This window comes from Anaerofilum hominis, assembly GCF_014287275.1.
GTDB classification, from domain to species: Bacteria; Bacillota; Clostridia; order Oscillospirales; family Ruminococcaceae; genus Pygmaiobacter; species Pygmaiobacter hominis.
In genome coordinates, this window is sequence record NZ_JACONZ010000001.1 from 1,041,501 (window position 1) to 1,063,530 (window position 22,030).

The 22,030-nt window shown below is 62.4% G+C and carries 21 protein-coding genes and 1 CRISPR repeat array; of the genes, 4 read left to right on the top strand and 17 right to left on the bottom strand.

All coding sequences use genetic code 11. The annotated features are described in order from the left end of the window. Window positions 1–8 precede the first annotated feature (8 nt). The gene (locus H8S23_RS04520; RefSeq protein WP_186887091.1) at window positions 9–1,379 is read right to left on the bottom strand and encodes an N-acetyl sugar amidotransferase; all 1,371 of its coding nucleotides are present in this window, start codon (window positions 1,377–1,379) and stop codon (window positions 9–11) included. Window positions 1,380–1,620: 241 nt separating this feature from the next. Between H8S23_RS04520 and H8S23_RS04525 the strand changes: the two genes are divergently transcribed. After that, window positions 1,621–2,508, top strand: coding sequence for an NYN domain-containing protein (locus tag H8S23_RS04525; protein ID WP_186887092.1), 888 nt, complete (start codon window positions 1,621–1,623; stop codon window positions 2,506–2,508). Window positions 2,509–2,667: 159 nt separating this feature from the next. Next, window positions 2,668–2,961: a hypothetical protein gene (locus H8S23_RS04530; protein WP_186887093.1), complete on the top strand. Its 294-nt coding sequence runs from the start codon at window positions 2,668–2,670 to the stop codon at window positions 2,959–2,961. An 814-nt stretch (window positions 2,962–3,775) separates the two neighbouring features. On the opposite strand, the gene mscL is transcribed toward H8S23_RS04530, so the two are convergent. The 9 genes from mscL to H8S23_RS04575 all read right to left on the bottom strand — a co-directional run bounded on the left by mscL (window position 3,776) and on the right by H8S23_RS04575 (window position 12,986). After that, the gene (gene mscL, locus H8S23_RS04535; RefSeq protein ID WP_186887094.1) at window positions 3,776–4,201 is read right to left on the bottom strand and encodes a large-conductance mechanosensitive channel protein MscL; all 426 of its coding nucleotides are present in this window, start codon (window positions 4,199–4,201) and stop codon (window positions 3,776–3,778) included. A gap of 199 nt (window positions 4,202–4,400) precedes the next feature. Beyond that, window positions 4,401–5,318, bottom strand: coding sequence for a lactate/malate family dehydrogenase (locus tag H8S23_RS04540; RefSeq protein WP_186887095.1), 918 nt, complete (start codon window positions 5,316–5,318; stop codon window positions 4,401–4,403). An 8-nt stretch (window positions 5,319–5,326) separates the two neighbouring features. Beyond that, window positions 5,327–6,481, bottom strand: a complete 1,155-nt coding sequence (locus H8S23_RS04545; protein WP_186887096.1) for an aminotransferase class I/II-fold pyridoxal phosphate-dependent enzyme — start codon at window positions 6,479–6,481, stop codon at window positions 5,327–5,329. A 752-nt stretch (window positions 6,482–7,233) separates the two neighbouring features. Then, window positions 7,234–7,977, bottom strand: a complete 744-nt coding sequence (locus tag H8S23_RS04550) for a helix-turn-helix domain-containing protein (RefSeq protein ID WP_186887097.1) — start codon at window positions 7,975–7,977, stop codon at window positions 7,234–7,236. Window positions 7,978–8,635: 658 nt separating this feature from the next. After that, window positions 8,636–9,007: a CRISPR direct-repeat array (repeat unit 33 nt; unit sequence GTTTCAATCCACGCTGCCCTCACGGGCAGCGAC). Between the two features lie 357 nt (window positions 9,008–9,364). Further along, complete coding sequence (locus H8S23_RS04555) at window positions 9,365–9,886, bottom strand: L-2-amino-thiazoline-4-carboxylic acid hydrolase (RefSeq protein WP_186887098.1); 522 nt, start codon at window positions 9,884–9,886, stop codon at window positions 9,365–9,367. A gap of 13 nt (window positions 9,887–9,899) precedes the next feature. Then, window positions 9,900–10,781: a TIGR03915 family putative DNA repair protein gene (locus H8S23_RS04560; RefSeq protein ID WP_186887099.1), complete on the bottom strand. Its 882-nt coding sequence runs from the start codon at window positions 10,779–10,781 to the stop codon at window positions 9,900–9,902. After that, window positions 10,760–12,070, bottom strand: coding sequence for a putative DNA modification/repair radical SAM protein (locus H8S23_RS04565; protein WP_186887100.1), 1,311 nt, complete (start codon window positions 12,068–12,070; stop codon window positions 10,760–10,762). The genes H8S23_RS04560 and H8S23_RS04565 overlap by 22 nt, the downstream gene beginning before the upstream one ends. 504 nt (window positions 12,071–12,574) lie before the next feature. Next, window positions 12,575–12,721 carry a hypothetical protein gene (locus H8S23_RS04570; protein WP_186887101.1) on the bottom strand — a complete coding sequence of 49 codons (147 nt, stop codon included), beginning with the start codon at window positions 12,719–12,721 and terminating at the stop codon, window positions 12,575–12,577. 16 nt (window positions 12,722–12,737) lie between these two features. Next, on the bottom strand, window positions 12,738–12,986 hold the full coding sequence (locus H8S23_RS04575; RefSeq protein WP_186887102.1) for a hypothetical protein: 249 nt from the start codon (window positions 12,984–12,986) through the stop codon (window positions 12,738–12,740). 208 nt (window positions 12,987–13,194) lie between these two features. On the opposite strand from H8S23_RS04575, the gene H8S23_RS04580 reads away from it, so the two are divergent. After that, a complete protein-coding gene (locus tag H8S23_RS04580; protein ID WP_186887103.1) occupies window positions 13,195–13,815 on the top strand; it encodes a S24 family peptidase in 621 nt (206 codons plus the stop codon). A 564-nt stretch (window positions 13,816–14,379) separates the two neighbouring features. On the opposite strand, the gene H8S23_RS04585 is transcribed toward H8S23_RS04580, so the two are convergent. The 4 genes from H8S23_RS04585 to H8S23_RS04600 form a co-directional block, all read right to left on the bottom strand. Beyond that, window positions 14,380–15,225 (bottom strand): MBL fold metallo-hydrolase, encoded by an 846-nt coding sequence (locus H8S23_RS04585; RefSeq protein WP_186887104.1) that lies wholly within the window; start codon window positions 15,223–15,225, stop codon window positions 14,380–14,382. A gap of 149 nt (window positions 15,226–15,374) precedes the next feature. After that, entirely contained in the window at window positions 15,375–16,358 is a 984-nt protein-coding gene (locus H8S23_RS04590; RefSeq protein ID WP_186887105.1) for a hypothetical protein, read from the bottom strand. Window positions 16,359–16,520: 162 nt separating this feature from the next. Then, entirely contained in the window at window positions 16,521–18,059 is a 1,539-nt protein-coding gene (locus H8S23_RS04595) for a sensor histidine kinase (RefSeq protein ID WP_186887106.1), read from the bottom strand. Window positions 18,060–18,081: 22 nt separating this feature from the next. Further along, entirely contained in the window at window positions 18,082–18,735 is a 654-nt protein-coding gene (locus tag H8S23_RS04600; protein ID WP_186887249.1) for a response regulator transcription factor, read from the bottom strand. A gap of 244 nt (window positions 18,736–18,979) precedes the next feature. On the opposite strand from H8S23_RS04600, the gene H8S23_RS04605 reads away from it, so the two are divergent. After that, window positions 18,980–19,846, top strand: coding sequence for a creatininase family protein (locus H8S23_RS04605; protein ID WP_341479890.1), 867 nt, complete (start codon window positions 18,980–18,982; stop codon window positions 19,844–19,846). Window positions 19,847–19,931: 85 nt separating this feature from the next. Here the strand turns inward: H8S23_RS04605 and H8S23_RS04610 are convergent, their stop codons facing one another. From H8S23_RS04610 to rsxE, 3 genes are read right to left on the bottom strand one after another with little or no spacing between them, the layout of a single operon-like run. Next, the gene (locus tag H8S23_RS04610; RefSeq protein ID WP_186887107.1) at window positions 19,932–20,720 is read right to left on the bottom strand and encodes an RnfABCDGE type electron transport complex subunit B; all 789 of its coding nucleotides are present in this window, start codon (window positions 20,718–20,720) and stop codon (window positions 19,932–19,934) included. Between the two features lie 15 nt (window positions 20,721–20,735). Further along, complete coding sequence (locus H8S23_RS04615; RefSeq protein ID WP_186887108.1) at window positions 20,736–21,332, bottom strand: electron transport complex protein RnfA; 597 nt, start codon at window positions 21,330–21,332, stop codon at window positions 20,736–20,738. Then, on the bottom strand, window positions 21,332–22,027 hold the full coding sequence (gene rsxE / locus H8S23_RS04620) for an electron transport complex subunit RsxE (protein WP_186887109.1): 696 nt from the start codon (window positions 22,025–22,027) through the stop codon (window positions 21,332–21,334). Before rsxE ends, H8S23_RS04615 begins: the two co-directional genes overlap by 1 nt. Window positions 22,028–22,030 lie beyond the last annotated feature (3 nt).

Consider the following 22,030-nt stretch of genomic DNA (forward strand, 5'->3'; position numbering starts at 1 on the left):
TGAGCGCCCTATCCGCGGGGCGGCAGTTCCTCCGGCGCGCCCCACCCGCACGCCGACGCGCCCTCATAGGGGGTGTGGCGCAGTTTCCAGCAGCCGTCCTGCCGCATCCACAGGTGGGGCGAGCGAAAGCGGTCGGCCAGCTCCATAAAATAGGCAAGGTCCATCTCCGGGTGTTCAAAACAGCGCCGCGCGTCGGGGAAATTCCTCTCATCCAGCGACAGATAGCGGAAGATCTCGTCCGCGAACCGGGCCGGAAACTCGCCGTCGAACTTTTTCACCAGCGCCACGCCCTCCTCCCGGGTGATCTCCCCGTTGCGGATCTCCTGCGCGGCGTCGTAGGTGGCGCGGCCGATGCCGTATTTGATGTAGGTGGTGTAATAAAAAAAGTCGTCGATCTTGTCGTCGATGGAGTTGTATTTGGAGTAGGTGCCCACCGTGCGCTCGGGGCTGGGCTTGAAGCCGCCCTGCTCCACCGCGTAGTAATACGCCCCCTGCGGGTGCCACTTGACATAATAGCCCAGGTAGTGTACCTGGATGTGATTTTTTTCGATATCGCTGGTCTCGCTGGGCAGGTAGATGGCAAGATCGGACGGGTCGACCTTGAAATCTTCCTCCAGCTGCTGCAGCGAGACGCCGCCCAGGTAGATGTGGTCCCTGTCGTTGGTGGCGAAAAAGCGCTCGTCCCGCAGGGCCGACTCGTTATCCGCCAGCGGGTTGCCGAACTCGGCCTCGTTCTCGCCGTAAAACACCAGCGGGATGCCGAACTTCGCCGCCATCTTTGGCGCCAGCTGCTTCTGCCCCAGGATAAAGGGCTGGAACGGGTGAAACAGGTTTTCGGTGGCAAGGCGGGTCAGCAGCCTGTGGGTGCGCCCGTTGGGCGTGCACAGATAATTGTCAAAGCCCGCGTGGACCCAGGCCTGAAAATTCTCCCAGCCCCAGGGGGTGTAAAGATGCGGCGCCCAGGTGACGGTAAGCGGGTGCATGCCGTATTTGTACTTCAGCAGGTGGGCGGCGTAAAAGCTGTCCTTGCCGCCGGAGCCGGGCACCAGGCAGTCATAGCCGCCGTCGGTGCGGCGGTATCGGGCGCACAGCTCTTCCAGCTGGCGCTCCCGGTCGTCCCAGTCGATCCTGCCCACCTTGTCCGCACAGGCCACACAGGCATCGCAGACGCCGTCCGGGGCGATGTGCATGCTTTTTTTGACGCTTTGGGCGGTGTGTTCGAACTCGTAGCAGGAATTGGGCTTCTGGTTGCTCATGACACATTTTTTGCAAAAGCGCACCTGCCGCGGCAGCCCGTATTTCACCTCGAGCTTCTCCTCGGGCAGGTCGGGCGCAAACTTTGACAGATCGATCTCCACATGGGCGGGATAGGGCGTCATTTTCATTACCTCCTGGCTGGCGCGGGCGCGCCTTTTGTGCCGCCGCGCCGGACCGGCAGCGGGGCAAAACAAAAAACAACGGCGCGACCGCGGGGTCTGCCCCGCGATCAACGCCGTTGTTGATACCCGGCATTATAGCACAGCGCCGCACGGATTTCAACATTTTTTTCGTCCCGCCGTACTGCGGCGCCCGCTTTGTGGTACAATAAGGACAACAAAGAAAAAAAGGAGGGCGGAGCCTGTGCAGGACAACGGCAAGGTCATCGCGCTGCTCATCGACGCCGAAAACGTCTCCCCCAAATATATCAAAGCCATTGTGGACGAGGTGGCGGTATACGGCACCCCGGCCTACAAGCGCATTTATGGGGACTGGACCAGCAACGACATGGCCAACTGGAAGCGGGTGCTGCTGGAACACAACCTCACCCCCATCCAGCAGTTCAGCTACACCCAGGGCAAAAACGCCAGCGACAGCGCCATGATCATCGACGCCATGGATATCCTTTACGCCGGCAATGTGGACGGTTTCTGTCTGGTCTCGTCGGACAGCGACTTTACCAAGCTGGCGTCCCGGCTGCGGGAGAGCCGCATGTTCGTCATCGGGATGGGCGAGACCAAGACCCCCACGGCGTTCAAGGCCGCCTGCGACACCTTCAAATATCTGGAGGTACTGCTGGGCACCAAGACCGAGGCGGAGGCGGGCGGCCTGCCGGCGGAAAAGCCGGAGAAAAAGCAGTCCGAGAAGCAGGAAAAAACCGAAAAAGCAAAAAAAGCGCCCAAGGCCCGGGAGAAAGAACCGGCCAAAGCCGGCAGACGCCCCGAGCCGCAGCCGGAGCCGGAACCGCCCGCGCCCCCTGAGCCGGAGGAGGACGAGCTGGAGACCGCCATCGTGCCGCTGTCCCAGATCGTGGCCACCATCGCCAGCCTGATCGACCACGACTGCGACGAGGACGGTTGGATGCTTCTGAGCCAGGTGGGCGTGATGCTGGGGCGGATGTACGCCGACTTTGACAGCCGCAACTACGGCTACTCCCGCCTGCACAAGCTGATCGAGGCCACCGGCCGGTTTGAGACCAAGTACGAGCCCCTGCCCTCGGGGGGCAAAAATCTGATGGTGCGCAACAGATAAAGACGGCGGCTCCCCTCTTTTGCGCCGTGAAAGCGCTGTTTCCCCCTTTTGCCGCTGTTTTTCACGCCCGCCGCGCGGTCTCAGGGGAATAATCGGTCGATCTCGTCGAAATAATACTATTTGTAGACCTCTTGGGTGAGGCGGAAAGGACGGAGAAAGATGCGCCAGCTGACAGCCGTACTGGAGTTTCAGGAAGAAGCCGCGAACGCGGTATTCACAAAGCAGCAGGCCGTGGCGGCCACGCTGCAGCTGCTGAAACGGGAGGAGAACGACCCGGCCAACACCGCCGAAGAGACGGCCCTGTTTGCCGCGGCGGTGGGCAGAGCGGAGTTCCGCTATATCGACGCCACCAAAACCGAGACCGACCGCATGCTGGACGCCATCGGGGTGGCCCGTTTCACCTGTGCCGACGTGGTGCGGGCGATCCACGACCTGCTCTTTGACGTGCAGTGAGGCCTTTTTTCACAAAAAGTGCTTTTATCAGACAGAAAAAGTCCGGCAAGGGGAACCCCTTGCCGGACTTTTTTGATAGAACCAAAATCAAGGCCCGTTTTGCCCGGCAGGCCCGGCCCAGCGCTGCGGGCGCCGCTGAGAAAACGGCCGCGGTCGGGCGGGTGAGAACCGGGGCTCCGTTGCCGTTTTTGCCCCAGAACGTCCCCGGGAAGAGGGCTTCGCACCGGCGCGGCCGCCGGCGCCTCCCACACCAAGGCGGCGTTTTAGGGGGGCTATCGCAATACCCCGGCAAGGGAGATCCCTTGCCGGGTATTCGCTTTTATGGCGGCGCTCAGTGGAACAGCAAAGACCTGCGCGCACTGGGCTTCACACAGCCGCCCGGCTTTAGCCGGATCTGAATAAGGAAACATGACCGCAAAGGGAGCAATTGAGGCGCATTGCGGAGCCGGCCCTCAGCGCAGCCCACGCTGATGGAAAGCGGCCGGCCCGGCAAAGCCGGGCCTTGCAAAACATGGCAAAGCGCTTTTGAAACCACATTTGCCAGCCATACAGGATGCCTGCGGTGGTTTGCCTTGCACTGCATCCCCAATTGTCGCCTTTGCGGCGCTGCGCGGCCGAGCCCCACGATTTTGGATGCAGCGCGAGCGAAAACCAAGAGTGCGATCCTGTATGGATTGCCCCGCGGGTTTGAACCTGCGCTGCGCCAAAATCGTATGGCTCGACTCTTGTTTCCTTGTCCGGATCCGGCTTTAGCCACAGCCCCTTTTATTTTTTCTCCGCCCCTCACCCTCGAGGCGGCCCTGCGGGCCGGCGGTTACCGATCTTCCTGCCGGGCAGCCAGCAGATCCCGGATCTCGGTCAGCAGCTGCTGGTCCGCCGTCAGGACCGGGGCCTCGGGCTCCGCAGGCGGCTGCTGGGCTTTGCGGCGGCGAAGCAGGTTCATCGCCTTGACCAGTAAAAAGATACAGAGCGCCGTGATGACAAAATCGACGATATTCTGCAAAAACAGACCATAGCTGATCGAGATCACGCCGCCCTCCGCGGCGGCCGACGGGATGCGGACCGCCCAATCGGTGAAGTTGATGCGGCCGGTGAGCAGCGAGACAGCCGGCATGATGACGTCCCCCACCAGCGAGGTGATGATCTTGCTGAATGCCCCGCCGATGATCACGCCCACCGCCATATCCATCACATTGCCGCGGGTGGCGAATTCTTTGAACTCAGCCCAAAATTTTTTCATGCAGAGCTCCTCCTTACATTCTGTCTTGTGCCGCACCGCCCGGCTTTTTTAAGGTGCGGAGCAAATGATAAAAAGCGAAAGGCGGGGGAGGGCTGCCGCCGCGCCGCAGAAAGGCCGCTCTCCCCCTGAAAACACGGCCGGGCGATCGCTGCGGTCCCGCTTCTCCGTTTCGCTTTTCTTCCCCCGGTGGGCAAGCCGCTCAGACGCTCAGCCCGGCGCGGCGGCAGTTTGCGCGCAGCACCGCGCAGCTGTGCGCAAATCCCTCCCGCTCCGCGGCATCCAGTTCCGGCGTCAGGGTGCGCAGCACCCCCGCCGCCCCGATCACCCGCGGCAGGCTGGCGTATACGCCGGAGTCGCCGTACTCCCCCTCCAGCATGGCGCTGCAGGGGATCACCCGCCGCTCGTCACGCAGGATGGCCGCACAGAGCGCGGCTGCCGCAGAGCCGATGCCGAACTCAGTGCTGCCCTTGGGGCCGGCGATGTCCCACCCCGCCGTCACCGTGCTGCGGGCCGCCCCGGCCAGGGCCGCCGCAGAGCAGAGCTCCCGCGCCGGACGACCACCGATGACCGCGGATGAAAGAGCCGCGACCTGGCTGTCCCCGTGCTCGCCCAGGCAATAGGCCTCCACCGAAGCGGGGGCCACGCCCGCCGCTTCGGCAATGCGCAGCCGCAGCCGGGCGGAGTCCAGCGCCGTGCCGGTGCCGATCACGGTCAGGCCGCTCCCCGCCGCCAGATACTGGGCGATGATGTCGCAGGGATTTGTGACCGAGACCACGATGCCGGAAAACCCGCTGCTTGTAAGGCGCGGCAGGATCTCCTGTGTCACCCGCACCGTGCTGTCCAGTTCCAGCAGCCGGTCCTCTTCCAAAATGCCGTCGCAGGCCGCCATGACCACCACCGCGGCGTCCGCCAGATCCTGATAACTGCCCGCCGCGATCTTCACCGGCCGTGGAAAATAGACCGCCGGGTCCGCCAGATCGATGGCCTGGGCCCGCGCTTTGTCAGCGTCGCGATCTATCAGCACGATCTCACCGCACAGGCCGTACAGCGACAGGGCGCTGGCTATATGGCTGCCCACGTGCCCGGCCCCGATGATGCCGACTTTTTCTCTTTTCATGGCCGCCCTCAAAAACGGTCTTTGGGCAGGCGGTCAAAAGCCTCCCGGATGCGGTCCACGCCCAGGGTCAGGGCCAGCCGCACATATCCCTCGCCGCTGGTACCGAACGCGTTGCCCGGCACCACCAGGATGTGATAGCGCTCCAGCAGCTGGGCCGCAAACTCGCGGCTGGTCAGGCCGGTGCGCTTGATGTTGACGAACAGGTAGATGCTGCCCTGGGGCGGCAGCACCGACAGATAGGCGAACTCGCCGATGGCCGCGCAGGCAGCCTCGGTGCGGCGGCGGAATTCCTCCACAATGGCGGGCTGCACTTCGCGCCGCAGCCGGAACGCCGCGATGCCCGCCCGCTGCGAGATGCTGGGGGCCGAGTAGACGTTGCTCTCCCCCACCAGCTGCAGCGCCTCCACGATCTGCGGCGGGGCGATGACATAGCCGATGCGCCAGCCCGTCATGCAGTAGTCTTTGCTGAACGAGCGCACGGTGACGGTGCGCTGCGCCATGCCGGGCAGTGTGCCGATGGGGATAAAGGGGCCCGCATAGCTGAAAATGGTATAGATGTCGTCCGCAATGACCAGCAGGTCGTGGCGCTTGGCCACGTCGGCGATGACCTCCAGCGCCGCCCGGTCAAAGCAGCAGCCGGTGGGGTTGTTGGGGGTGTTGAACAGGATGGCCTTGGTGCGCGGGGTGATCAGCGGCTCAATGCGGTGGACGTTGACCTCGAAGTTTTCCTCCTCACAGGTGGGCAGCGGCACCAGCACGCCGCCCGCCATCTCGATCTGGTCCTTATAGGGGCTGAAATAGGGTTCGGGCACAATGACCTCGTCTCCCTCGTCCAGCACTGCCTGCATCACCGCCCACATGCCCTGGCAGGCGCTGGTGGTGACGGCCACCTCCTCATCCGCCACCTCAAAATCGAATTCCTCTTTATAAAAGGCGCGGATGGCATCCCGCAATTCCCGCATGCCGCGGGGATCGGTGTAATGGGTATAACCCGCCCTGGCGTCCTCGAAAGCCGCCTCGATGATGCGGTCGTCCGTCTTCAGGTCCGGGTCGCCGATGCTGAAATTGATCAGGTCCTCATAAGCAGCCGCCTTGGGGCCCAGATCCCCCAGCATGGTGGGATGTCCGTTTTCGTACCTTTTCGACACAAATTTTTTTTGCATGCTCTGCCTCTCTTTCTCACCGCCGCGCGGCGCTGTGCGGTCCGCTCTTATGGTCCGCGCCAAAAACGAGCTGCTCCGGCGCTTCTGCCTCTCCGCCGCTGCGCTGCAGGGAAAAACGTTGGCCGGACTGTCGTTTTTTCATTTTCTTCATGATAGCGGCCCCTGCCTCCGCTGTCAAGGAAACATCTCACAAAAAAATCCCCTGAAAAAGGGGACTTTTCTATCTCTGCGGGGCTGCTGACAGACAAAGCTCCGCAGAAAACGGGTGCAATTTTTTCGGCAGATAAAGCAAAAGCCCGCAGGCAATAACCGATGTATTTGTGTGGAATACGCCGGAATAAAGCGCCGGTGATTTTCAAAGGGTGGCTTTGCCGGCAGCCTCAGCTGTGCGCGGAAGCAGCAAAGCGCATGCATCCGCTTTTTTCAGCAGCGCCGCCAGCCGCTTTGTCCCGGACCCGGCTGTCAGGGACCCGGCTGCGGGACGGGCAGAACTTTCAGCAGGGTGCAGATCCGCCGCCGGGAGTCTGTGTCCGCCGCTTGCCGCCCCCGCCCCGGACCTCCCGCGGCGGAAAGCGGTCTTCGCCCGCGCAGAAAAAACGCGCTTCATCTGCCTGCCGCCCGTAACGCCGCGACAGGGAAAGGGCGCTTTGCGGCAGGGCGGGTGCACGCGCCGGCCCGCTTCAGGGGCAAATCCACGGCCCGGCTGTGCAGCGCAGCAAAGCATTTTGCCCGGTCCTACTGGTGCTGTGCCCTTATTCAAAGCTGTTTTCATACAGGTCCAGTATCTTCGTGAGCAGCTGGCCTTGCCTCTGGACCCGCGGCTCTGCCTCTCCCAGCTGCCAGGCGTAGTTTTTATAGCCGCGCCAGGTCCACCGGCTCAGCGGCGGCAGGCCGCAGGCAGCTTTTAGATAAGCGACTGCGTCGCCGCACTCGGCCCCGGCCAGAGCCAGCGCCGCGAACGGGCGCTGAAAAACGGGCCTGCCCCGGTTGTTGAGGCCCAGGTCGTAGGCGGAATGGTCTGGCAGGGCTTCCCGCCACTGTTCGGTCTCCCCCTCTGTCCAGCTGCAGGGGACGGGCAGCAGGGCAAAGGGCTCGGGATAGGGTGCAGCGCAGGACCGCCAGACCGCAAAGGCCGAAACAAAGCAGAGCAGCAGCCCCAGCGCGGCGGTCGCCCAAAGGGCCCGCAGATGACGGCGGCGGCGCAGAAGGATCTCCTCGCGGGAGCGGCGCAGCGTCTCGGTCACCGCGCTTTGCAGCTCCTCCTGCCCGGGAAGTTCCGTCTGCGCCTGTCTGCGGCCCCGCAGCAGTTCCGCCACCGTCACTTTCAGGGCCTCGGACAGCGGTTCCAGCACCGCAATGTCGGGAAAGCTCAGGCCGCGCTCCCATTTGCTCACCGCCTTGTCGGTGAGATGCAGCTGCCGGGCAAGCTCCTTTTGAGTCAGACCCAGGGCCCGGCGCTGCTGCGCAACAAAAGCGCCAAACTTTTCGTTGTCCATCACGTCTGCCTCCTCTGCACCTCAGCATAGCGCGCCGGATGCAAAAGCGCAACCGACCATCGGTAGAATCGCCGGTTGTGCGGTTTTTCTCCGGTGTTCCGCTCTGCCGGGCCTCTTTGCGCACAGCCCGGCGCGCCGGGGCCGGACGCGCCAAGGCTCGGCAGCGGGCCTGGAAGAATATGGGACAGAGAGGGCCGGGCGAACGCAGCATAGGGCTGCGCCGCAGCCCTCAATCTTCCCCGCAGCGTACGCCAAAGCCGCCCTACCCCGGGCCGTGCAATCCCGGCAAGCGCCGCGCCTCACCGTGCCCGCAGAGGCCGGATAAAAGCCGCCCAACAATGTGCCCGACACAGCAAAGACAACAGTGAAAAATCCTGCGCCGCGGTCAGGATGCCGGGGATGCGGTTCCCCCACTTTGGGCGCATCTGCTCCGGGAAGCGGGGAGCGGCAGGCGGCTGAAGCGCCGCCTGTGCGAGCTTCGCAAAGCCGCTGCCGCGAGTTTGGCCCAGCGCGGCCGCAAAAATAGATGCGCCGGCGCAAAAAACGCCGGCGCTGCATCAGACCCGTCCAGACCACCGCGGGCAGAGGCGACCTGTCAGGGCCCCACGGGTCTGGCTGCGGTTGCCACATCGGTCAAAAGCCGGCGCAGCCTGGACGCGTTTCAATCCACGCTGCCCTCACGGGCAGCGACACCTACGGGAAGATTTCACAGGTGGTGATGACTAGTTTCAATCCACGCTGCCCTCACGGGCAGCGACGTACTGGACAACAACAGCCCGCGCGGAGTGATTCGGTTTCAATCCACGCTGCCCTCACGGGCAGCGACATGGACAATACGACCAGGGAGCTGATGGGCTGATGGTTTCAATCCACGCTGCCCTCACGGGCAGCGACTCCAAAGCGGTAATAGTCTGCTGTTTTGATTATGTGTTTCAATCCACGCTGCCCTCACGGGCAGCGACCAATTTGGCCAACATCACCGCTTACCAAAAACACAGTTTCAATCCACGCTGCCCTCACGGGCAGCGACAGCGAATATGCACATTTTTTTCTTTCCTGCTTGGACACATTCACTAAATTTTTTCTATTTTTTCCGATCCAACAGTATAAATCCCGTTCTTTTCTCCTGTTCTGCGCATAAAAAGGTTCCTTTGGGGAGTGCGAACCTCCCGGCTATTGGATGTACACTTCCCTTTCGCACCGAATTGGCCCGGCAGCTTGTGCTGAAATCACACAGTGGCCCTGTCCCAGACGGCAAAACCGCCCGCTGTTTCCTGCGCAGTCCGCGCTCCTCGCCCTTTTTACCGCCCGGTGCAGCCGTTTCCCCCGGTGCGCTCCATTTCATCTTTCGGGCGGTGGGCAAAGCGTTCTTCTGCCGGGGCCTGCCTCATCCCTGCTCCTCTGTCTTTTCGCCTGTGCCGCGCACAAAGCGCAGCGCACAGCGGTCCGCCCCGTTTGCAATGGTCTCCGGCAGTTCCAGGCGGCAGCCAAAGCTCTCCGCGATGGCCCGGTCGCCGCACATGGCGATGTCGCACAGCCGCGCGATCTCTTCATCGCTGCACCCCTGCTTTTGCCATGCCTTTACCAGCGGGCAATAGCCGAAATCCAAATCCAGATGGTCCTCGTCACAGCGCAGCACTTTCATCTCAAAGACCATGCGCGCGGGCAGGGTGAACAGGGTCTTTTTCAGCCCGGTCAGGCTTTGGGTGCCCGCTTTTTCCGTCAGCCCCTTGCCCTGAAACAGCCCGCAGCGGCGCACCGCGTCGCCGGCGAAGTCCTCCCAGGTCAAGCCGTGCCGCTGCGCCTCGTCACAGAGCAGATAGAGCCAGGCGGCTCTGTGCTCCAGCTGTTCCCGCACCGCTGCGATCACCGGGTTCTTGTTCTTTGCCTCGTTTTTAACGATACTCATGCGCCCATCTCCTTCAGCCGCGCGGCGAGACGGTCTCCCCTGCGCCCGCGGCGTTTTCTGCCTCTATGGTACCGTATTCCGGCCTCGGACGCAAGCGCTGTGCCCCGGCGGCCTCAGCTGCTGCGAGGGCGCCGCGCTCCTCCTCCCCGTCCTGCATCTCGGTGAGCAGGTTCCAGTACCGTTTGGGCATATTGCTCATTTGACAACGCGGATTGATGCGGGCTTCGATGGCGATGGTCTTGTAAAACTGCCGCCAGAGCCGCCGGGCCTGCAGCTCATCCGCAGTGGGCGGCGGCAGGGTGAGCGCATCCACCCGGAGCATCTGCGCCTGGCGATCCTGCCAGATCAGGGCGGCGTGGTGCACCCTGTCGTAGATCAAAAACGACTCATTGCGAAAGCGGGCGCAAAAGTGGGGCGCGATCATGGGCAGGACATTGTTTTTGGGCTCGATTTCCGCTGCCAGTACCCCTCCCACGTCGGAAAACCGCAGCAGCCCTTTGTACTGGTGCGCCTCCCCAAAGGCGCGGCGCGCGGTCAACACCGCGTCGGAGACGACCGGATGCCCCATCATGGCCGTTACCTGCCGGCCGCGCTGGAATGCCAGACGGGTAAAATCCAGCGCCAGCAGTTCTTTTTCCGGGTGAGTGGTCAAAAACAGCGTCTGCACCACCCATGCCGCGCGGGGGGAGACCTTTTGTTCCAGCCCCTGCGCCACCCGCTTGGCCCGCGCCGTATCCGTTTCCACCCAGCGGGCCTCAAACAGGCTGGGCTGCAGCTCCTGCTCAGGACGGATAGCAGCCGGCCGCTCTTTTTTTTCAAAAGCTTCAAAGATGCAGCAGAGCATCCCCTCCAGCCCTCCGTCATAAACATAGATCACATCGCGCTGGCAAGGCATTCGGCCGCGACCTCCTTTACCTCCGCCAGGCGGGGGCGATCCTCTGTGCCAAACAGCGAGAGCTGCTCCGCCTGTGCCACCGGCGCGCCGTCGATCAGCGCTTTTACCGTGTTTTGCCGTGTGACCGCCAGGCCGGGCAGCCCCCTGCCCTTGCAGAGCAAAAAGTACTGCGCCCTTTTGAGCACCACGCCGATCCGCTTGAGATCGTCCCAATCCAGCTTTCCCGCCCGGCGCGCCCGGGCAATGCGCCTGGCGCTTACCGGCCCGATGCCGGGCACCCGCAGCAGCATCTCATAGGGAGCGCGGTTCACCTCTACCGGGAACAGCTCCATGTGATTGATCGCCCAGTTGCACTTGGGGTCTAAAAAGGGGTTGAAATCCTGGTGTTCCTCGTCCAGGATCTCCTGGGAGGAAAATTGATAATAGCGCAGCAGCCAGTCTGCCTGATAGAGCCGATGCTCCCGCAGCAAAGGCGGCTTTGTGTCCGGGCTGGGCAGCAGCGTATCCTCCGCCACAGGGATATAGGCGGAAAAAAAGACCCGCTTGAGGCTGTATTTCTGATACAATCCCTCGGTGAGCCGCAGGATCTGGTAATCGGTCTCCAGCGTGGCGCCCACGATCATCTGGGTGCTCTGCCCCGCGGGGGCGAATTTTGGCGCTTTTTTGTATTTTACCAGACTTTGTTTACTTTCTGTAATACCATCCCGGATCGCCGCCATGGGGGCCAGGATATTCTGCTTTGTCTTGTTAGGCGCCAGCAGGGCAAGGCTGCGCTGGCTGGGCAGCTCGATGTTGACGCTCAGCCGGTTCGCCAGCTGCCCCAGCCTGCCGATCAGCAGCGGGTCGGCGCCCGGAATGGCCTTGGCGTGGATATAGCCTGTAAAATGGTAGGGGCCGCGCAGCAGCTCCAGCGCCTGGATGATCTGCTCTGTGGCGTAGTCCGGGTCGCGCTGCACCCCGCTGCTGAGAAACAGCCCCTCGATATAATTGCGCCGGTAAAAGCTCATCGTGAGGTCGGCCAGCTCTTTGGGCGTAAAAGCGGCGCGCGGCGTATCGTTGCTGCGCCGGTTGACACAGTATTTGCAGTCAAAGGCGCAGACATTGGTCATCAGCACTTTCAGCAGCGAGACACAGCGCCCGTCCGCAGACCAGGTGTGACAGATGCCGCAGTTTTCGGTGCTGCCCATGCCCGCCCCGGCGGGCGCGGTGTCCCCCGCCCCTGAAGAAGTGCAGGCCACGTCATACTTCGCCGCGTCGGTCAGGATGGTCAATTTATCAAAGACGTCCACCCCGTCGCCCCCTTTTTTCTAATTAAAATGCCCCGCCGCCGGGCGGAGCGATAAGGCCGGTGAGAAACCGCTCAGGAGGGGCCTGCGTCCCCCCTTTCGCCGCACCGTCCCGGCCATTGGGTCCCTGCTTTCCCTTTTCTCCCGGAAAAAGGTCGGAAAGGGAGCTCTCCTCCCCCTTTTCCCCGAAACAGCGGCCTGCCGCCGCCAGCACCCTGCGGCAAGGCGGGCCCGCTGCCCTTTGCGCCGCCGCTGAGACGGGAAAAACGGCCCGCCGGGCTGGACAGACGAACGCCTGCGCGGGTCCCTGAAAAGCGTGCGGCCCCGCACACCGCCGCGGCGTTCTTTCCGAACGGCGCTCCTGCCGCCCGCGGCAGAGCGCCCTCTGCGGCCGGGCAGCCCCGGCTGCCTCTGCACCGGCCTGCTCACCGTGTAAAAAGGCCCCGCAGCCCGGCGCAATCCTGCGCTTTGCTGCGGGGTCGTCTTTACTTTATCCAAAAACGCCGATCAAGCGTAAAAATAGGCCAGCGCCGTGGCAATGCTCTCGATCGGCATCTGCGCTTCCTCCCGGTACCAGACCGCCCGCTGGATCTGGCGCGGGCAGAGGACGCCGCCCAACTGCTGCCGGAGATATTCCAGCTCCCATGCCGCCATGAAAAGCGCCCTCCTGTCAGGCTGCGCGGCGCATCGCCGCATGCGGCTGCCCGGAGGCCGTGCCGCCGTTGTGGAGAGGAGCGCGCTTTTTGGCGGGGGCGGCCAACCCGGCGGCGAAGAGCTGACGGCTGACGAAAAATGCCGCCGCCGCCACAAACAGGCGGTAGAGCGAAGCGCTCACCGACAGGGACACCCCACCCAGGGCCGCAAAGCCAGCCAGCCCTGCCAAGATGGCGAGCATATTAAATAAAAAGGATTTTTTCATTTTACTTCCCCCTCTGGCCAAGACCGGGCCGCGCGCCGCTCTGTGCCCGGAACGACTTTTCTGTAGTTTCATCATAATACAACTTGCAGTTGTTGTCAAGACTTATAACAACTAAATTTCGTTTTAACAACCTGTTTTTTCTTTTTTCACTTTACAACCACAACCATTAGTTGTATACTATATTCATCACCACAAGGAGGTGCGTGCAGTGTTCCCTGAAGTGTTGCGCAAACTGCGCCGTGATCAAAAGTTAAGTCAGGGCGCTCTTGCCCGGGAACTTGGGATCACCCAACAGGCCGTGGGCAAATGGGAAACAGGCCGCAGCCAGCCGGAGCCGGAAATGCTGCGCCGCCTGGCTGAGTTTTTCAGCGTGAGCGCCGATTTTTTGCTGGGGCAGCCCCCGCAGCAAAACACGTCCCCGGTGCTGCCCTACAGTGCGGCGGGCGAGCATCCCATCCCCGTGGTGGGGACGGTCCGGGCCGGCTTTGGCGCTTTGGCGCTGGAAGAGGACTGCGGCGTGGAATACGCCCGGGTAAAAGACCCGGAAAACTATTTTTATCTGATCGTGCGCGGCCGCAGCATGGAGCCCCGCATCCAGGACGGCGATCTGGCCCTGGTGCACCGGCAGGAGACGCTGGAGGACGGCGACCTGGGCGTCATCGTTTTCGGCGACGACGGCGAGGGCACCCTGAAAAAGTTTATCCGTAGGGGCAACGCCGTGGTGCTGCAGCCTTTCAACCCGGAATATCAGCCCCAAGTGCTGGTGGGCGAAGAGCTGGAGCATCTGTATATTGCCGGCAAGGTCATCGAGACCAAGGCCAAATGGTGATCGGCGGACGGCTTGCGTCAAAGATGAAAAAATAAAAAAAGATGCGGCCGCCTGCGCGGCCGCGTTTTTCATTTCTGTGGCCTGCATTTTTACCGCTCGCGCGGTAATCGAACTCGCGCGGTAACCGGGTGATGGGTAGAAGAAATAATTCATTTCTATTCGCCGCGGCCTGAGGACAGGCCGCATGGCTGCTAAAAAACAGCCTGCGGCTATTTTTTATTGCTCCGCAATAAAAAACGACTTATCCTAATGGCCCGCCCCTCGTCCCTGCGGGACGAACGGGGAATGGCCACAAAAATAGCCTCCGCTTTGCTGCGACTATTTTTTTTGCTTCGCAACAAAAAACAGCTTATCCTGATGGCCCGTCCCCGCCGCTTGCACGGCAGCCGGGTGCATGGCCGGAAAACGGGCTTTGCCGCGGTTGTTTTTTCAGAACTTCCCCGGAACAGGGCGGCCGGAAATGGTACTGGGCTGTTCCTCCGCCGCAAATCAGTTCTATCAGACATCTGCAAAAAAACGGCGCCCGCAGGCGCCGTATCCGCTGGTTTTTTCTTTTTTTGTTCTCTATCGCCACTCCAGCACCGTGCCCGCACCACAGGGGGTATAGGCCTTGCAGTGTTCAGAAAAAAGCTGCAGTGCCGGAGCGCCGGTGCAATGGCAGACCGCGGCTGTTTTCAGGGCTGGACGATCGTTGAAAAAGCGGATGGTATCCATCGCCCGTTCCGGGCCGCTGGCTTTCAAATGAGTGCCGCCCAAAACGGCGGTCACCGGGCGGCCCAGCCGTTCCTCCGCTGCCAGGATCATATTGCAGATACCGCTGTGGGCGCAGCCGGTGAGCAGCACCAGACCGTCCTGCACCGGCAAAGCCATGGCCAGCTCATGGTCAAACTCATCCCGCGCCAGCCCGCCGCCTCTCATCTTGAGAAACTCATCCAGCATCGGCTCAAAGCCGCAGCGTTTTTCAAAGCGGGAGAGCAGCGCCACCTCCGGCTCGTCGGCAAAGGGGTGAAAAACGCTTTTTTCCACATAGCGGTGGGGCACCCGCGCCCGGATCAGCTCTGCGTCCGAAAGACCGCAGCCGGTAGAGGTCAGCGTCCCATCCGGCCGGCGATGGTAACCGGGCCACAGCACGTCGCTGGAAAGGTAAAAGAGATAGCGGCGCCCGGCCATGCGCTCAAAAAACAGCGGAAAAGACTGCCCGTGGTCGTAGTGATCGTGGGAAAGCACGGCGGTATCCGCTTCTTCCACCGGGACGCCCAGCTTTTCGGCATTGCTGAGAAAGACGTCGTTCCAGCCGGCGTCCATTAAAATCTTGTGGCGGTCGGTCTCAATAAAGACAGACAGGCCGTCCTCTGCGGCAAGATCGTGCCGCACGGCGGTGTTTTCAGACAGGATGGTGATGCGGAGCATTTCTGGTTCCCCCTTTTGGCGCTTTTTTTCAGTATACCATGATGCCGCGCATCATGGTATACCTGTGGGTCCAAAACCGGCCGCTGGGCAGGCCTGTCAGGCCATATCCTGCAACCGGCCGGGACTTTGCCCCGACCGCCCCGTCCTTTTCACTGTGCGCTGTACTCCATCGCTTTTCCCGGATACTCTCCCCAATCGCTGACATACCAGGGCCGCAGAAAAAAACCGATCTGCGCTTTTTCGCCTCCCTCAAACTCTATCGTGAATCGAAGCTGCCCTGCTTCCCCCTCTTTAAGTTGGATCGCCTCTACTGCACCGTTTTTGTCCAGTCCGGCCTGCTCTAGGAACACCCGGATCTGTTCCCGTTTTTCTTCTGCGAAATCAGACCATTGCGGGTGCGTGGGATCATAGGCATAAAGCGTTCTTCCCTCTTCGCTGTATTCCCTGATCACCGGCAAAAGCTCTTCACTGGTACAGTTTTCGATCTCCCGCCCGGAGGGCGCATAGCTGCAGCGGTTCATCCTTCCTGTCGTCGCATCGATTGTGCAGAAACCCACCCCTTCCTCACTGTTGCCCTGCACCTGCCATATCAGGCGCTTCCTCCCATTCTCCTCCCCGCCGTTTGCCTCTGTGCAGTCGAGGAAGAGCGATCTTCCATCCATCTTAAAACCGTAAACACTTTCAAACAGCATCCCCGCCGTGTTGGCTGCCTCCTGGGCAGAAACAACAGGATCAAGCTTTTTGATCCTTTGCAATTCTTTTTTCGCCCGATCCATTTCCAATAAATATTCATCCCGTTTTTTCTCTATGGTTTGCCCATCCGCTCCATTCCGGCGGTATCCCTCCAGAAGTTCGTCCCATTTCTTTTCATATTCTTCCATCAACTTCTGCTCTTCTATCTCTCCGGCCCAGAAATAGTCGTACAGCGTTCCATTCTCCGCGACCCCCATCACCTCGTCTGCCGCGGGGATGACGCGGAGGGGATCGCTGTCCCCGCCGCGAAGCGCTTCTCCGCTTTGCGCCGTACAGCCGTGCAGGATCATCGCCCCGGCGGCGATCATCAGGGCTGCCGCCCCCACGGTCCGCAGCGCTCCCGCACGTTTTTTGTCCAACTCTCTGCCTTTTTTCTTCATCTTCGGCAGCCTCCTTTTCCTGACCCCAGTATCCCGCATCGATGTTGCGGCGGGGCCATGAAGTTATCTCCGGCCTGTAAACATTCGCCTCCCATTTTTCATCGCCGCTTTCTCCCGGCGGCGACTTTTGCAACACGAAAAAGACTGTCCCCGTGCCGTCCGTCACCCGCCCCCGTCTGTTTTCTCTTTCTCTTTGCGCGGACCCGCATGCGTCCCCTCCCCGGTCTGCCCGTTCCCGCACGCCGGGAAGCGCACCACCGCCCGGGTCCCATGCCCAGGCTGAGAATCAAAGCTCAAAGACGCCCCGTGCGCCTGTGTGACCGCAAAGCAAAAGGCCACCCCCAGCCCGGTGCCCCCCTGCGCCCTGCTGCGGGAGTTATCTGCCCGGTAAAAGGGTTCCCCCAGCCGGGACAGGGTCTGGCTGTCCATACCGGTCCCCCTGTCCTCCACCGTCAGCAGAGCTCCGCCGCTATCGCGCAGAAGGGACAGCGTCACCTGGCCCCCCTCTCCGCTCGCCTTTACCGCGTTGTCCATCAGATTCACCGCCAGGCTTACCAGCAAGTCCCGGTCCCCTTTTATCCAGAATGGTTCCACCCGCTCTGCCGTGATCTGCACCCGGCGGGACGCCGCCTGGGGGCGCACTGCTCTCAGGGCCGCGTGTGCCGCCTGTGCCAGGTCCACTGATTCGGCGTGCAGCTTTCCCTCCCGCAGGCTGGCCATGGTGAGCAGCCTCTCGCTCATCGAGCTCAGCCGCCGGGTCTCCTCCTGGATGATCTGCGCCGCCTGTGCCCTTTCCTCCCCGCAGAGTTCCGCCCGGGCGATATACTCGGCATAGCCGCCGATCGCGGTGAGGGGCGTGCGCAGTTCATGGGCCAAGTTGTCCGCGAAACGCTGCTTTTCCCTTGCGGCCTCGGCCAGCCCCTCCACCGTCTCGCCGGTGCGGCGTGCCATTTCATTGAAAGCGCGGGCCAGCTGCCCGATCTCATCCTGTCCGTCCTCCCGGGCACGGATGGTATAATCCCCGTCCCCGATCGCTTGCGCCGCCTCTGCCAGCCTTGCCAGCGGGCGGCCAAGCCCTCTCAGCGCAAAATGCAGCCCAACCGCCAGCATGGCCGAGGCGGCCAGCGCAATGCCCTGAAAAGCTCTGGCCGTGCGCCCCCACGCAGCGAAAAACTGCTCCATGTCAAAGGCACAGGTCAGGGCCGTCCTCTCCCCCTGCCCGGGCAGCAGAGCGGACACATACAGCACCCTGCGACCGCCGGCCGGCAGCACTTCCCATACCCTTGTCCCCTCCTGTTCCGCTTCCGGCAGGGCAGCAGCGTCATCCGGCGCAGGCAGACGGTCCGCAAGGGTGCTCCCGCCCCGGGTGACCTTCAGCCATGCGCCGGATCCCCCATAGCTCAGCGCATAATCCTGTGCCAGGGCGGGCAGGGCGCCCGGCCTGCGCGCCTCCACCGCCGCCATGTCCTGGGCCAGCGTTTCGGCGATGAAGTGCTGACGGGTGAGCAGCCGCTCCCGCTCCGCCTCAAAGCTGCTGCTCTGCCCCACCGCAGCCACCGCGAAAACTCCCGCATTCAGGCAGAACAAAAACAGCGCAAGAGTGCACAGATAGATCTTTTGCCAAAAGGAGAGCCTTGCCGTCCTTGGCGCCCTGCCTTCGGCAGGACGGTCGACGTCCGTTTTCTTCCGCCGCCGCTCCATTTTCTCCCTCCGCTCCCTTTTCTCATCTGGTGCTCAAACGGTAGCCCAGCTTGTAAACGGTCTGCAGCTCTTTTTCCAGCCCCAATTTTTTGCGCAGCCGCTGCACATGTACATCCACGGTGCGGGTATCCCCCTCGTAATCATAGCCCCAGGCCAGCTCCAGCAGTTTTTCCCGGCTAAGGGCCAGGTTGCGGTTGCGCACCAGCACCTCGAGCAGGGCGTATTCCTGCGGCTTGAGGGGGATCTCGACCCCTTCCCTCGTCACGCGGCGCTGTGCCAAGTCGACCCGGCAGCCGCCCGCCTCCACCATCCGGTCCCCGGCGCCCGTGCGGCGCAGCACTGCCTCCACACGGGCCAGCAGCTCTAAAATCTCAAACGGTTTCAGGATATAGTCATCGGCGCCGAGGCCCAGCCCCTGAAGACGGCTGGAAAGGCCTGTCCTTGCAGTGACAAAGATCACCGGCAAGTCCGGCGGCAGCAGCCGTTTGACCTCAAAACCGTCCAGGCCCGGCAGCATCACATCCAGCAGAGCAAGGTCGAAACGCCCAGCCTCTGCCAGCGCCTGCGCCTGCGGCCCATCCTCCGCTTCGCAGCAGCTGTGCCCTACCAGCAACAGATTGCGGCGGATCAGCTCCCGGATCGGTCTTTCATCCTCTGCGATCAAGATCTTCGCCATCTCCATTCCGCCCCTCCCGTCCCGCGCCTCTCGCCGTGTTCCCGGCCGCCGCGGGGCTTTTTTTCTATTGTACCACCACAAGGATAGCGCGGGCCCGTTGCCAAGTTGTAACGGGCGGCAGGCCGCCCCCGCGCGTTTTTGCCGGATCCATCATCTTTTTTGCCAGATTTGCACTTTACTTCCCCCGCTTTATCCCGTAGTCTTGAGGTATTCTTTCCTCTGTTCTGTCGAAAAGGAGCGCGCCATGAAACTGAGAACAAGATTTTTGCCCCGCCTGCTCAACAGTGAGGTGGAAGCCTATCTGCAGCAGAACGACCTCATCATCATACCCGTGGGCACGGTGGAGATGCACGGCGCCATGCCGTTGGACTGTGAGACCGTGCTCAGCGAAGCGGCGGCGCTGAAAATGGCCGAGGCCTGCGACGGCCTTGTCCTGTCCGGCCTGCCCTACTTTTACGCCGGCGCCACCGCGACCGGCCGCGGCACCACCCAGGTGAGCGTCCGCCAGGGCATCGAGTATCTGGGAGCCATCGCCCGCAGCCTGCTGCGGCAGGGCTTCCGCCGCCAGATCTACGTCAGCCTGCACGGGCCCGCGTACCTGACCTGCAGCCCGATGGTGCGGGACTTTTTCGACGAGACGGGCGTGCCCGCCCTCTATGTGGACCTGCTGCTCCAGCTGGAGCGTCTCGGGAAAGATTTCTTTCCCCCGCAGCAGCCCTTTTACCGGCGGTTTGACGCGCTGATCCTCGGCGCCTACGACCTGCTGGGCCGCCTGGAGGACGTCCCGCTCTGCGCCGGATGCCGGGAGTCCGAGTCCCCGCCCGCCCCGACCGTCGCCCCTTTCCAGGAGCTGTTCTCTCTGGCCTATCAAAGCGGCAGCGCGGGGTACTGTTTCGGCGCGCCGGGCGACCATATGCCCACTGTGGACCTGCCCTCGGCCGGGGCGCGCCGCGCCCTGGCCGAAGAGGGCAAAGCGGCGCTGTGCGAACTGATCCGCAGACTGGAGATCCCGCGCGCGGCAGAGCAGCTGGCGCAGCTGGCCGATTTTGAGGCGCAGGTCGGCAGGCGCTTCCCCTGGACGCCGCCGGCATGGAACGCACCGGAAAAATAAGCGCAGCAAAAGGGCCGCCCAAAAGGGCGGCCCTTTTCATTGTGATCTTGCGCGATCCCGCAGGACCGGCGGCCTGCGCCGCGTCTCAGCCGAACGAGACGATGGCCCCCACCGGGCAGGTTAGCACACAGGCCCCGCAGCTGATGCATTTGGCGGGGTCGATGCGGGCCCGGTTGTCCTGGACCGTGATGGCCTCTTCCGGGCAGACCTTGGTGCACTTCATGCAGCCGATGCAGCCTGCCGTGCACTCTTTGTGGGTCAGGGCTCCGCGGTCCTCGTTGGCGCACAGCACGATGGGGTTGGCGCTGACCGGCCGCACCGAGATGATGTGCTTGGGGCAGGCCTTGGCGCACTCGCCGCAGCCGGTGCACTTGTCCGGGTCAACGCGGGACAGCCCGTTTTCCACCCGGATGGCGTCAAACTTGCAGACCTTGACGCAGTCGCCATAGCCCAGGCAGCCGTAAGGGCAGGCCGACGAGCCGCCGTAGAGCGCGGCGGAGGCGGCACAGCTTTGGACGCCCTGGTAGTCGTACTTGTCGGTGGTGTGCTCGTAAGAGCCCTGGCAGAGCACGACGGCTTTCATCTTTACCGCCTTGCCGGCCTCTACCCCCATGATGGCGGCCACGGCGTCGGCCGACTTCTGCCCGCCGGGCACACAGCGGCCGGTCTCGGCCTCGCCGGACACGATGGCCTTGGCATAGTCCGCACAGCCGGCATAGCCGCAGGCGCCGCAGTTGGCCCCCGGCAGCGCCTCGGTGACCTGCCCGATGCGGGGATCTTCCTCCACCGCCATATACCGGGCAGCGGCCACCAGGATGGCCGCACCCACGAGGCCGATCACCGAAACGATCGCGATCGCCAATACAATACTCATGTTCTCAGCCCTCCCTTACATACCGAAAATGTTCTCGATCAGGCCGCCGAACCCGGTAAAGGAAAGCGACACGATGCTGGCCGCGACCAGCGTGATGGGCAGCCCCTCAAAGCATTGGGGGGGACGGGCGTCCTCCAGCCGTTTGCGCACGCCGGAAAACAGCACCATGGCCAGCATAAAGCCCAGGCCTGCGCCCAGCGCGCAGACGATGCTCTCCAGATAGCTGTAGCCGTTGTCCAGATTGAGGATGGTGACGCCCAGGATGGTGCAGTTGGTGGTGATGAGGGGCAGATAGATGCCCAGCGCCTTGTACAGCGGCGGCATGAACTTTTTCATCACCGTTTCCAGCAGCTGGACCAGGATGGCGATGACCAGGATAAAGACGATGGTCTGCAGATAGCCCAGGCCGTTCGGCTCCAGCAGGCCGGTGTAGATGGGCCAGGTGGCCAGGGTGGCCACCACCATTACAAAGGTGACGGCGGCCGACATCCCCACCGCGGAATCCAGCTTTTTGGACACGCCGAGGAAGGGGCAGATGCCGAGGAACTTGACCAGCACATAATTGTTGGTCAGGATCATGCTGAAAAAGATGAACGCAAGTTTCGCGGCCATTATTCACACTCTCCTTCCCCATTGCAGTTTTTGCTGTTAGGGCAGCCGGCGCAGCCCATTTTTTCCGGGTCCGCGTCCACTTTTTTGCCCCTCTTCTGATCCAGCAGGATGGCAAGGGCCATCAGCACGCCGAAAACGAAGAAACCGCCCGGAGGGCTTGCCAGCACGGCCACGGGCTCCATGCCGGCGGGCAGGATCTGGAAGCCGAACAGGGTGCCCGCGCCCAGCAGCTCGCGCACAAAACCCATCAGCACCAGGGTCAGGGTGAAGCCCAGCCCCATGCCCAGGCCGTCCAGCGCCGAGTCCAGCACGCCGTTTTTGCTGGCGAACATCTCGGCGCGGCCCAGGATGATGCAGTTGACCACGATCAGGGGCAGATAGACGCCCAGCGCGTCGTACAGGGGCTGGGCAAAGGCCTGCACCAGCATCTGGATGACGGTGACAAAGCCGGCGATGATGGTGATAAAGGCGGGGATGCGCACCTTGTCGGGGATGACCTTGCGGCAGGCCGAGATCACGATATTGGAGCAGATCAGCACAAAGGTGGCTGCAACGCCCATGCCCAGGCTGTTGAAGACCGCCGTGGTGACGGCCAGGGTGGGGCAGGTGCCCAGCACCAGCCGCAGGCTGGGGTTCTCTTTCAGCAGGCCGTTGGCGAGGATGGCGAGCTTGCTGTTCTTTTTTTCGTTTTCCATCGC